The sequence below is a fragment of the Enterobacter cloacae complex sp. SHL021 genome, assembly GCF_049237765.1.
In the GTDB taxonomy this organism is placed as follows: domain Bacteria; phylum Pseudomonadota; class Gammaproteobacteria; order Enterobacterales; family Enterobacteriaceae; genus Enterobacter; species Enterobacter cloacae.
The window spans coordinates 130,083-142,378 of sequence record NZ_JBMKJG010000010.1; the positions used below are offsets into that span (position 1 = coordinate 130,083).

Below are 12,296 nucleotides of genomic sequence, written 5' to 3' on the forward strand. Positions count from 1 at the left end.
TCAGGCGAACATCGGCAGCATCAGGTACAGCTTGATCACCAGCGCGTTGACGATATCAATAAAGAATGCCCCAACCATCGGTACCACCAGAAACGCCATGTGCGAAGGCCCGAAACGTTCGGTGATTGCCTGCATATTGGCGATTGCCGTTGGCGTGGCACCCAGACCAAACCCACAGTGCCCCGCCGCCAGCACCGCGGCATCGTAGTTTTTGCCCATCATGCGCCAGGTAACGAACATGGCATAGAGCGCCATAAACAGCGCCTGCACCGCCAGAATGGCTACCATCGGCAGCGCCAGCGACGCCAGTTCCCACAGCTTAAGGCTCATCAGGGCCATCGCCAGGAACAGCGACAGGCAGACGTTACCCAGCACCGAGACCGCACGTTCAAACACGCGATAGAAGCCCATCAGGGCCAGACCATTGCTCAGGATCACCCCGATAAACAGCACACAAACAAAGGTCGGCAGTTCAAAGGCCGTGCCCGCCAGCCATTGCGCAACCACTTTACCCAGCGTCAGACAGATGGCGATCATGGCGATGGTTTCAATCATCACCAGCGAGGTGATGGTGCGGCCAACGTCCGGCTTTTCGAACGCGGTGGGGACCAGTTCATCGTCCGGTCTGCCGTCCGGCGTGGTGGAGTGCTTCACCAGGTAGCGCGCTACCGGGCCGCCAATCAGACCGCCAAGCACCAGACCAAAGGTCGCGCAGGCCATCGCCACTTCCGTTGCGTTTTCAAAGCCATAGCGCTCGATAAACAGCTTACTCCACGCCGCCCCGGTACCGTGCCCGCCGGACAGAGTGATGGAGCCAGCCAGCAGACCCATCAGCGGATCCAGCCCCAGCAGAGACGCCATACCGATGCCGATGGCGTTTTGCATCAGCAGCAGACCAACCACGACAATCAGAAACACGCCCAGCACCTTACCGCCCGAGCGCAGGCTCGCCAGGTTGGCGTTCAGGCCGATAGTGGCAAAGAAGGCCAGCATCAGCGGATCTTTGAGGGACATATCGAAATCGATTTCCCAGCCCATGCTTTTTTTCAGCACCAGCAGGGCCAGCGCCACCAGCAACCCACCGGCAACAGGTTCAGGAATGGTGTACTTTTTCAGAAAGGAAACACTGTGTACCAGCTTGCGACCAAGCAGAAGAACCAGCGTTGCGGCAACAAGGGTCGACAACGTATCGAGATGAATCATAAGAGGCTCCTGTTATGCGCGTGTTCCATACACACGCGGCGTTATCCTGGGCCGGCTTATGCTCGTCATGAGCCACCGGCGCGAAAAGTGTAATTTTTTTTTCCTCCACGTTGTAGAAAACCTGCTCATACCGGCAGATTTTCTCTGTTTTTTTTGCTGGCAATCGTTTGCTTTTACCAGGTGGTCAGATAAAATGCCCGCTTTTCCACCGTGGGATTACCGTCGATGTCCGTTAACAGCATAGAGTCTCCTGATGCGCAACCGATTGCGCAGAAGCAAAATAGCGAACTGATTTACCGTCTTGAAGACCGCCCACCGCTTCCGCAGACGCTCTTCGCTGCCTGCCAGCATCTTCTGGCCATGTTTGTTGCGGTGATCACCCCGGCGCTGTTGATCTGCCAGGCGCTGGGTTTACCGGCTCAGGATACGCAGCACATCATCAGCATGTCCCTCTTTGCCTCCGGCGTAGCCTCAATTATTCAAATTAAAGCCTGGGGTCCGGTGGGGTCTGGCTTGCTGTCGATTCAGGGTACCAGTTTTAACTTTGTGGCACCGCTGATAATGGGCGGTACGGCGTTAAAAACCGGCGGGGCGGATGTCCCGACCATGATGGCGGCGCTGTTCGGCACGCTGATGCTGGCCAGCTGCACGGAGATGGTGATCTCCCGTGTTCTGCATCTGGCTCGCCGCGTGATCACCCCGCTGGTCTCGGGCGTGGTGGTGATGATTATCGGTCTGTCGCTGATTCAGGTGGGGCTGACCTCCATCGGTGGGGGTTATGCCGCAATGAGCGACCACACCTTTGGCGCACCAAAAAACCTGCTGCTGGCTGGCGTGGTGCTGGCCATCATTATTCTGCTCAACCGTCAGCGTAACCCGTACCTGCGCGTGGCCTCGCTGGTGATCGCCATGGCGGCCGGTTACCTGCTGGCGTGGGCGCTGGGCATGTTGCCGGAAAACACCGCGCCGACCAACAGCGCGCTGATCACCGTTCCTACTCCACTGTACTACGGCCTGGGCATAGACTGGGGTCTGCTGCTGCCGCTGATGCTGGTCTTTATGATCACCTCCCTGGAGACCATCGGCGATATCACCGCCACCTCCGATGTCTCGGAGCAGCCGGTGTCCGGCCCGCTGTACATGAAGCGTCTGAAAGGGGGCGTGCTGGCAAACGGTCTGAACTCCTTTGTCTCCGCCGTGTTTAATACATTCCCGAACTCCTGCTTCGGGCAGAACAACGGCGTGATCCAGTTGACCGGCGTGGCCAGCCGTTATGTCGGGTTTGTGGTGGCGCTGATGCTGATTGTCCTTGGCCTGTTCCCGGCCGTGAGTGGCTTTGTACAGCACATCCCTGAGCCGGTTCTGGGCGGAGCAACGCTGGTGATGTTCGGTACTATCGCGGCCTCGGGTGTGCGAATCGTCTCCCGCGAGCCACTGAACCGCCGCGCGATCATGATTATTGCCCTGTCGCTGGCCGTGGGTCTGGGCGTTTCTCAGCAGCCGTTGATCCTGCAGTTTGCCCCGGACTGGGTGAAAAACCTGCTCTCTTCCGGCATCGCCGCTGGCGGTATCACCGCTATCGTGCTGAACCTCGTTTTCCCGCCAGAGAAAAACTGATTGTCCTCACGGCAGGCTGTCAATGCCTGCCGTGACATCTCTTTACACCATTCCCGCCTTGAGCATTGCGCATAAATCGTGCATAACTCCTTTATGTACGTTTCGCGGGAAGGAAGACCATGAAATTTATTGGAAAGCTGCTCGTCTATCTTCTGGTAGCCCTGCTCCTTGTGCTGCTGGCACTCTATTTTCTGCTTCAGACCCGCTGGGGTGCGTCACAGGTCAGCAGTTGGGTAACGGTGAACACCGATTACGAACTTAGTTTCGACCTGATGGACCACCGCTTTTCGTCGCCTTCCCACATCCTTCTGGAAAACGTCACCTTTGGCCGCGACGGTCAGCCCGCCACGCTGGTGGCTAAAAAAGTCGATATTGGTCTTGGCAGCCGACAGCTCACCGATCCGCTGCATATGGACACCATCACCCTGGTCGACGGCACGCTGAACCTCTCTCCGCAGACCGCGCCGATGCCCTTCCAGGCAGACCGTCTGCAGCTAAACAACATGGCCTTCAACAGCCCCAACACGGAGTGGGATTTAAGCGCGCAAAAAGTGACGGGCGGCGTCAGTCCGTGGCAGCCAGAAGCGGGTAACGTGCTGGGCAAAAATGCGCAGATCCAGATGAGCGCGGGTTCGCTCACCCTGAACGGGGTACCGGCCACTAACGTGCTGATCCAGGGCCAGCTGAACGGCAAGGAGGTGGTGCTGAACACCATCGGCGCCGATATGGCGCGCGGCTCGCTTACCGGCTCCGCCCTGCGCAACGCCGACGGAAGCTGGGTCATCGACACCATGCGCCTGAACGAGATCCGCCTGCAGAGCGATAAATCGCTGCTGGATTTCTTCGCGCCGCTCAATACCATCCCCTCCTTGCAGATTGGCCGCCTGGAAGTCACCGATGCGCGCCTGCAGGGGCCAGACTGGGCCGTAACCGATTTGGATCTCAGCCTGCGCAACCTGACGCTGAGCAAAGGAGACTGGCAGAGCCAGGACGGGCGTTTATCCATGAATGCCAGCGAATTTATTTACGGCTCGCTGCATCTGTTCGACCCGATCCTGAATGCGGAATTCTCTCCGCAGGGCGTGGCGCTGCGCCAGTTCACCTCCCGCTGGGAAGGGGGCATGGTGCGCACCTCCGGCAACTGGCTGCGCGACGGTAAAGCGCTGGTACTGGACGATGTCGCCGTCGCCGGGCTGGAGTACACCCTGCCGCAGAACTGGAAAACGTTGTGGATGGATCCGCTGCCGGAATGGCTGAACAGCGTGACGCTGAAGAAATTCGGCCTGAGCCGCAACCTGGTGATCGACATTGATCCCGCGTTCCCGTGGCAGATCACCTCTCTTGATGGCTATGGGGCTAACCTGCAGCTGGCGCAGGACCACAAATGGGGCGTATGGGGCGGCAGCGCCACGCTAAACGGCGCAGCAGCCACCTTTAACCGCGTGGACGTGCGACGCCCGTCGCTGGCGCTGAACGCTAACGCCGCCACGGTCAATATCACCGATCTGAGCGCCTTTACCGAGAAAGGCATTCTGGAGGCCACCGCGACGGTTTCTCAGCTTGCGCAACGACAGACCACGGTGAGCCTGAACGGGCGCGGCGTGCCGCTCAACATCCTGCAGCAGTGGGGCTGGCCCGCGCTGCCGGTGAGCGGCGACGGCAATATTCAGCTGACTGCCAGCGGGAGTGTGCAGGCGAATGCCCCGCTGAAGCCAACGGTAAATGGCAAGCTGAGCGCGGTAAATATGGATAAACAGCAGGTTCAGCAGACCATGACGGGTGGTGTAGTTTCAACACCACCCTCACCCCAGCCCTCTCCCTGAAAGGGAGAGGGAGTAAACCATTCCCTCGCCCCTTTGGGGAGAGGGTTAGGGTGAGGGGAATTAAAGGTGAACCACCACCTCATCCCCCTCCGCGTTCACCACCACGCCCCACTCGCTGCCCGCGTATGAGCCACCTTTCACACCAGTCACCTTCTGCACGTTGCGCAAGCATACCGACCAGTTCCGCGCTTCACCCGCGCCGGTAAGGGTCATGGTGTCGCCCTTGCGTGACGCCTTCAGCGTAAACGCCACGGAGCCGTCAGCAGCAGGCACTTCACTCACCGCCGTTGCGCCCTCATCCAGGTTAAACAGCTGGAAGGCCGTGTCCTCATTCCAGGCGTAGTCCGGTTTGTGCTTGTTGTTACCCAGCGCCAGCAGGGTGTTGTCGCGCACATAAACCGGCAGGCTCATGAAATCGTGCTGCTGCTTATGCCAGCGACAGCCCTGAAGCTCATCGTTGTGCCACAAGTGCGTCCAGCGACCTTCCGGCAGGTAAAACTGCACCTCACCCGCCTCGGAGAACACCGGCGCCACCATCAAGGCATCCCCCAGCATGTACTGACGGTCGAGATAGTCACACGCCGGATCGTCCGGGAACTCCAGCATCATCGCCCGCAGCATCGGCGTGCCGCACTCCCGTGCCAGCGCCGCCTGACGATAGAGGTACGGCATCAGCTGGCATTTCAGCTGCGTAAAGTGACGCACCACGTCACAGGACTCATCATCGTACGCCCACGGCACCCGGTAGGATTTGCTGCCATGCAGGCGGCTGTGGCTGGAGAACAGCCCGAACGCGCACCAGCGTTTGTAGACGTGCGCCGGGGCGGTGTTTTCGAACCCGCCGATATCGTGGCTCCAGAATCCGAAGCCGGACAGACCAATCGACAGCCCGCCGCGCAGGCTTTCCGCCATGGATTCATAGGTGGCATAGCAGTCGCCACCCCAGTGTACCGGGAACTGCTGCGCGCCGACGGACGCCGAGCGGGCAAACAGTACCGCCTCCTCCTCGCCTACCGTCTCTTTCAGCACGTTCCACACCAGCGCGTTATAGATGAAGGCGTAATGGTTGTGCATCTTCTGCGGATCGGAACCGTCAAACCACTGCACATCCGTCGGGATACGCTCGCCGAAATCGGTTTTGAAGCAGTCCACGCCAATCTCCACCAGGCCCTTCAGCTTGTCGGCGTACCACCGGCACGCGTCCGGGTTAGTGAAGTCGTAAATCGCCAGCCCGGGCTGCCATTTGTCCCACTGCCACACGCTACCATCCGGGCGCTTCAGCAGATAACCTTTCTCTTTCAGCTCGTTAAACACCGGCGATTTCTGGCCGATGTACGGGTTGATCCACACGCAGACCTTCAGCCCCTTATCTTTCAGGCGGCGGATCATCCCTTCTGGATCCGGGAAGGTCACCGGGTCCCACTCAAAATCACACCACTGGAAGGCCTTCATCCAGAAGCAGTCAAAATGGAAGACGTGCAGTGGCAGGTCGCGTTCGGCCATGCCGTCGATGAAGCTGTTCACCGTCGCTTCGTCGTAGTTAGTGGTAAACGAGGTGGTGAGCCACAGGCCGAAGGACCACGCCGGCGGCAGCGCCGGACGACCGGTGAACTGCGTGTAGCGGTCCAGGACCGCTTTTGGCGTCGGGCCGTCGATCACAAAATACTCCAGATATTCGCCCTCGACGCTGAACTGTACTTTGGAGACCTTCTCCGAGCCGATTTCAAACGACACATTTTCCGGATGGTTGACCAGCACGCCGTAGCCGCGGTTGGTGAGATAGAACGGAATATTTTTGTAGGACTGCTCGGTGCTGGTACCGCCGTCGCGGTTCCAGGTATCGACCCGCTGACCGTTACGCACCAGGGCGGTAAAGCGCTCACCGAGGCCATAAACTGTTTCCCCGACGCCCAGATCCAGACGTTCGAACAGATAGTTGCGATTCGTGTTGCTGTCCTGCACGTAGCCGTTGTTTTTCAGTTCACTGCCGGTGATCCGCTGGCCGTTACGCAGAAAATCGAGCGCCCAGAATTCGCCTTTGGTGACGCGCACGCTGAGATTACCGCTTTTCAGCTCGGCGTATTCGGCGTTATTTACCGTCTCGACCCTTACGTCCTTCAGCACGTTGAGCGGATAGTGCGGGCCTTTGTCCTGCGCCCCCTGGAAGTGCTCGATGCGCACCCCGACAATCCCTTCCTGCGGTGCGAAGAGCCGGACGGTGAACATTAACGTATCGAGCTGCCACGCGCGTTCGCGGACGTCGCGCGGTGCCACATACACCACCAGGTCATTGCCCTGCTGCTCCACATCGAACACCTGGACCGGATACGTCACGGTCAGGCCAGGTTGAATAAGCCAGTTTCCATCACTGATTTTCATACTTTCGTCCTCCTGGTTCTGTAATCCTTTGCTGGCCGTCAGGTGCCTGCCTTGTGGCGATACGGGCACTGAGACCGGTTACAGAGGTTTTAAACCATTGTTTCAGGAGCGAGTATTGCGTTTTCTGGTTAGCAAATTACGTTTCTTGTTTTTTGTGATCGGGGTAAATGTCGCGGAGCACGAAATGCTAACCTGAGGATTTTCTTAAGAATTAACTGAAATGGGGGTGTTCAGGTCAAAAGAGAGGTGAAAAAAGTGTGTCGGGGTATGTGGTAAATGTCTGAAAGTAGCTATAATGCGCCCCGCCTCCATGTAGCAATGCAGGCGCGGAAGATCGTCATCTCCGGTGAGGTGGCTGGACTTCAAATCCAGTTGGGGACGCCAGCGTTCCCGGGCAGGTTCGACTCCTGTGATCTTCCGCCAAAATTCCTCCGCCGTCATCCGAGAACGTCTAAAAATCCTTTATTTTCAACATACATAGTAAATCACTTATCCGTAACCGTCCGACAGGTTCTCCCTGAATCCGTGAAAAATATGTATAGTGATGTGTATAGATCTTTTATACACATTTTTGACTTATACACATGCCACTCACAGACATTCAAATTAAACGAGCAAAGCCCCAAGACAAGCCCTACACATTGAACGATGGACAAGGCCTGTCATTACTCATCAATCCAGACGGCTCAAAGGGCTGGCGCTTCCGCTTTCGTTTTGCCGGTAAAGCACGGCTAATGTCATTTGGCAGCTACGACCTTGTGAGCCTCGCAGAAGCACGTGAGAAACGCGATACAGCTCGTAAGCAGGTAGCAAACGGCATAGACCCAGTAGAAGAACGTAAAGCCCAAAAGCTGGCACAGCAACTCTCAACAGAGAATTCATTCGAAGCCATATGTCGAGAATGGCACACCAACAAAGCTGACCGCTGGACAGTGGCCTATCGCGAAGAAATCATTAAGACATTTGAACAAGATGTGTTCCCGTTCATTGGTAAACGCCCTATCAGTGAAATCAAACCGTTAGAACTGCTTGAAGTATTGAGACGAATAGAGAAGCGTGGAGCACTAGAGAAGACCAGAAAAGTGCGCCAAAGATGCGGCGAGGTCTATCGCTATGCAATCATAACTGGTCGCGCAGAATATAATCCTGCTCCTGATTTGGCTATTGCTTTGGCCGTTCCGAAGCAAAAGCATCATCCATTTTTATCCGCTGAAGAGTTACCTCATTTTATTAGGGATCTTGAAGCGTATACCGGCAGCATCATCACTAAAAATGCAACAAAGATAGTAATGCTAACCGGTGTAAGAACTCAGGAAATGCGCTTTGCTAAATGGGAAGAGATCGATCTCGACAAAGGAATATGGGAAATCCCGGCAGAACGGATGAAAATGCGTAGACCTCACATTGTCCCTTTATCTATTCAAGTGATTGACCTCTTTAAGCAGCTCAAGCCTATCACCGGCCACTATCCATACATTTTTATTGGTAGGAATAATCGTAGCAAACCAATATCGAAAGAAAGCGTGTCACAAGTGATTGAACTTCTTGGCTACAAAGGGCGTGCTACAGGCCACGGATTTAGACATACTATGTCGACAATATTGCATGAACAGGGATTTGATAGTAAATGGATTGAAATTCAATTGGCTCATGTTGATAAAAATACTATTCGAGGAACATATAATCATGCTCAATATTTAGAGAAAAGAAGTTCTATGATGCAATGGTATAGTGATAACATTATGAATAAAGATAACATATAGAATAATTAGAATTAATGTTATATACTGTATATAAAAACAAATCGCAAGAGGTAAGAATGAAAAAGACAGTGCTCATAACCGATCTAGATAATACACTATTCGATTGGTTTAGTGTTTGGTATCATAGCTTTAATGCAATGCTAAATAAAGTTGTCGAAATTTCAGGGTTTTCTAGAGATGATCTCATAGCACAGATAAAACCCATTCATCAAAGATATGGCACTGCCGAGTACTCTTTTATTTTAGAGAGCATTCCTTTGTTGCAAGAAAAATATGGCGACAGAGATTCTATTAATTCAGCGATGGATGATGCCATACACGCTTTCAGAAGTGAGAGAAAGAAATACCTTACCCTTTACCCAACAGTTATGGACACCTTAAACACACTAAAAAATAAAGGTTGTTATATTGTTGCATACACTGAATCTAAAGCTTATTACTCCAACTTTCGCTTAACTCGCTTAGGATTAGATGGGGTAATCAATGTCCTTTTCTCACCAGAAGATCATGAAATTCCAGATGGTGAGAAAAAACAAAGTAAATATGACTTAATTCTTACAAAGCAAGAGTATACACCAGTTGATGAAATAAAACCTAACCCACAACTTCTACTAGATATAATAAAATCAATTGGAGCAACTCCAGAAGAGTGTGTATATATCGGTGATAGTGAAATGAAAGATATTGAAATGGCCCAAAAAGCGAATATTTCAGATGTATTTGCCAGTTATGGAACCGGTCATTTTGAAGATAACAAGGAAGGATATGAATTACTTCGTGCTGTAACTCACTGGACTGATGCCGACGTAGAGCGGGAGAGAAAAATTAAAGAAAACTCATTTGGTGCAAAACCAACTTATGTAGCCCAACAATTTTCAGACATTTTATCTTTTTTTAATTTCACCACATTCAAAGGTAAATGAAATGAGTGATTTAGAATTAAAACGACATGAAGACGCTATGAAACTCGAGCAACTAAAGTTAAAAATTGATGTTTGGAAAACGGTTATTGACGTCCAAAAACATTTTAATGACCTTGAGATGAAGGTCAGAAACTTTGGCATTCTAATATTATCAGCTTTTATTGGCGCCATTGGTGTAAGTTTTAATTCTGGCTCTGAATTTATAGTCTTTGGATATAATCATTCTGTTGCTGCTATTCTCGCTTTAGGTGCATCCGTTGTTTGGTTGTTATTCTATTTTGTCGATGTATATTGGTACCACCCTTTGCTTCTTGGGGCTGTTAAAAAGGGGCTAGCACTTGAACAAGAGATCGCATCTGACCTCCCAAATATAAACCTTACGGAAACAATAGGTAATAGCAGTCCAAAAAACATTTTGTGCTGGAAAAACATGCATAGCACTGGAAAAGCCAATTTATTCTATTTTGGGGTTTTAAGTGTTCTACTAGCCATATGTTTCGCGCTGTTTATCTTTAAGGCCCCACAAAAAACAAACCAACTAAACAAAGTAAATATCGAAGCAACTTGCACCAGGAATAGCAATTACAATGGAGTTAACTGCATTATCGCATCCCCATCGAATGACAATAAGTAGAAGATAATATTTCAACCGCTAATGCTAAATAATATCCCTATGCGCCTACTTCATGGGCGCATTTTTACGTCCTTACTCACCCTTTCGAATGCTCGTCACAACATATACAGCGATACCCCCCAACGCTGTTACAAAGCCAAAACAGTACTACGAGGTATAGGCGTTAGATAATAAAAATAAATAATCCACTCAGCGCGCAATGCTCTCCCCGCCCCGCCTGCCCGCTTAATGGGGCGCTTTTAATGCAGGTGCATGACCGGCCTCAGGGCGCGCCAGTGCTGGTGCTGGCGGGGGATCCTGTGTCTGTAAAACGCATGCAAAACCATGCACCTTATGCATGCATGGCTTTTTTACGTAAAAATGGCGGGATTTTCGGGGATTTTTGAAAGGACTACTGCGCAGCCAGTTCTGCACGGCGGCGGGTGTAATTCAGGTTCTGTGCAGGTGTGAATTTTTCACGACTATCATCGCGCGAAGCCGCGTCAGGCCTGAATCCGATGGCCGTTAAAATGTCATTATCCTGCACCGAATAATTAATTTTTTCACCGGCGGCCAGCCAGACCTGCAACGCCTCACGCAGATAGTCGACCGAGTGCTGCATGGCGCAGCGCTGAACGGCGGAATGTTGCCCGGAATAATTCATCAGCTCCGGGGCAAGGGCGGCGGCCAGCTCCGCGCCATGCGCCTGCATAAAATCATTTAATCGGTCGCGGATGCTGATGCGCTGCACCTCCTCATGCGAGCGGATATAACGCCCGGCAGCCTGGTTAATTTCCCACTTTTTCACGTCGATAATCTCGCGCAGCGTTTGCAGGCTCCGGCCGCTGTGGCCGCTACCGGCAAGCTGTTCGCGGTATGCCTGTTCGGCCTGCATCAGTTCTTCCCTGCGTTGCAGCCAGGCGGATTTATTTGTCTGACAGGCCTCAAAGGCTTTCTGTAGCGTCAGTGTGGTCATGTAAGTTTCTCCTGATGACTGGTCGTGCTTACGCACCGGCACGGTTAACGGTGGCTGCCGGTTCGGACGCAGGAATGACCGGCTCTGTCGGCGGCGAACAGATAATCCCGTCAACGGATTCAAGCGTGCGGAAAGTTGCCGAGCACTCGATATTCATGCACTGGTGATAGCGCTGTTTAACGTTCTCTGACAGATAACGACTGGTGCGGGCGTGTGCACTGGTTTTGCAGAACGGACAGTGAAACATACTTATGCCTCCGCCTTAGTGCCGTCATTTTCAGCCAGCTTTCTGGCGAGCTTCATTCTCTTCGCCGGGCTGCGTAACAACTCCGTATCCACACCGGTAATCTGCGGCCGGTGCATGCCCGTCACGGACAATACCGGCTCCTGCTTCATATCGAAGTGATACAGGCTGCCCTGACGGCTCAGCGCATCGCGCAGCTCACTGATAGCCACGGACTGCGGGGCGCTTTCTCCCTTCATTTCGAGGGCGCGAATGCGCAGCAGGAAAGCACGAATGAGGGCGACGGGAACCGAATTGACAGCCTGAGCCCATTCCGCACTGGCGTAAGCGGTAAAGGCATCGTCATGCGCTGACAGGTATTTACTGGCGGTGGAGCAGGCATTCAGCATGGCGCGTGTCCGGTCGGTCTCCAGCTCCGCAATCAGGCCGGTGAACTCGTCGGCCAGCTCGCGACTGGCGATACGCTTGCTGTGCTCAGCTTTCATTTCAGGGGTGAGACTGCCGCGCAGGGTGCGGAAGCGGCTGCGCCAGTCCTGCTCCGCCTCAGTGCTCTCATCGAGGGCAGTCTGCCGCTCCTGCTTACAGCGTTCAATGGACGTATCAATCTCTTTCAGTTCCTGCATGCTGGCCATGTGGGTGTCTCTGGCCGCAGTGAATGTGCTCAGCTTGTCTGTGATGCGCTGGCTTTTCTCTGCGGACTGCTGAGCAGCTACATTCTGCATGGCGGTAATGACTGTTTCGGGTTTCATATTCAG

10 protein-coding genes and 1 tRNA gene are annotated in these 12,296 nt (G+C 53.4%); 6 read left to right on the forward strand and 5 right to left on the reverse strand.

Annotation, left to right across the window (positions count from 1 at the left end; all coding sequences use genetic code 11):
- Positions 1 to 1,203, reverse strand: coding sequence for a sodium/glutamate symporter (gltS, locus tag ACOTZF_RS12310; protein WP_013094878.1), 1,203 nt, complete (start codon positions 1,201 to 1,203; stop codon positions 1 to 3).
- Positions 1,204 to 1,428: 225 nt separating this feature from the next.
- On the opposite strand from gltS, the gene xanP reads away from it, so the two are divergent.
- Both xanP and ACOTZF_RS12320 read left to right on the forward strand, forming a co-directional pair.
- Positions 1,429 to 2,820, forward strand: a complete 1,392-nt coding sequence (gene xanP, locus ACOTZF_RS12315) for a xanthine/proton symporter XanP (protein ID WP_014830139.1) — start codon at positions 1,429 to 1,431, stop codon at positions 2,818 to 2,820.
- A gap of 119 nt (positions 2,821 to 2,939) precedes the next feature.
- Complete coding sequence (locus tag ACOTZF_RS12320) at positions 2,940 to 4,643, forward strand: AsmA family protein (protein ID WP_029881892.1); 1,704 nt, start codon at positions 2,940 to 2,942, stop codon at positions 4,641 to 4,643.
- A gap of 60 nt (positions 4,644 to 4,703) precedes the next feature.
- Here ACOTZF_RS12320 and yicI read toward each other — a convergent pair whose 3' ends face one another.
- Positions 4,704 to 7,022, reverse strand: coding sequence for an alpha-xylosidase (gene yicI / locus ACOTZF_RS12325; protein WP_062935120.1), 2,319 nt, complete (start codon positions 7,020 to 7,022; stop codon positions 4,704 to 4,706).
- Between the two features lie 328 nt (positions 7,023 to 7,350).
- On the opposite strand from yicI, the gene ACOTZF_RS12330 reads away from it, so the two are divergent.
- The 4 genes from ACOTZF_RS12330 to ACOTZF_RS12345 all read left to right on the forward strand — a co-directional run bounded on the left by ACOTZF_RS12330 (position 7,351) and on the right by ACOTZF_RS12345 (position 10,342).
- Positions 7,351 to 7,445 (forward strand) — tRNA-Sec (locus ACOTZF_RS12330).
- Between the two features lie 161 nt (positions 7,446 to 7,606).
- Positions 7,607 to 8,785, forward strand: a complete 1,179-nt coding sequence (locus tag ACOTZF_RS12335) for a tyrosine-type recombinase/integrase (protein ID WP_129317640.1) — start codon at positions 7,607 to 7,609, stop codon at positions 8,783 to 8,785.
- A 56-nt stretch (positions 8,786 to 8,841) separates the two neighbouring features.
- Positions 8,842 to 9,708, forward strand: a complete 867-nt coding sequence (locus ACOTZF_RS12340; protein ID WP_129317641.1) for an HAD family hydrolase — start codon at positions 8,842 to 8,844, stop codon at positions 9,706 to 9,708.
- Between the two features lies 1 nt (position 9,709).
- Positions 9,710 to 10,342, forward strand: a complete 633-nt coding sequence (locus ACOTZF_RS12345; protein WP_318758640.1) for a hypothetical protein — start codon at positions 9,710 to 9,712, stop codon at positions 10,340 to 10,342.
- A gap of 391 nt (positions 10,343 to 10,733) precedes the next feature.
- Here the strand turns inward: ACOTZF_RS12345 and ACOTZF_RS12350 are convergent, their stop codons facing one another.
- From ACOTZF_RS12350 to ACOTZF_RS12360, 3 genes are read right to left on the reverse strand one after another with little or no spacing between them, the layout of a single operon-like run.
- Entirely contained in the window at positions 10,734 to 11,297 is a 564-nt protein-coding gene (locus ACOTZF_RS12350; RefSeq protein WP_310825690.1) for a phage polarity suppression protein, read from the reverse strand.
- 28 nt (positions 11,298 to 11,325) lie between these two features.
- Positions 11,326 to 11,544, reverse strand: a complete 219-nt coding sequence (locus ACOTZF_RS12355) for an ogr/Delta-like zinc finger family protein (protein ID WP_129317645.1) — start codon at positions 11,542 to 11,544, stop codon at positions 11,326 to 11,328.
- Positions 11,545 to 11,546: 2 nt separating this feature from the next.
- Complete coding sequence (locus tag ACOTZF_RS12360) at positions 11,547 to 12,290, reverse strand: capsid protein (RefSeq protein WP_129317646.1); 744 nt, start codon at positions 12,288 to 12,290, stop codon at positions 11,547 to 11,549.
- Positions 12,291 to 12,296: the final 6 nt, after the last annotated feature.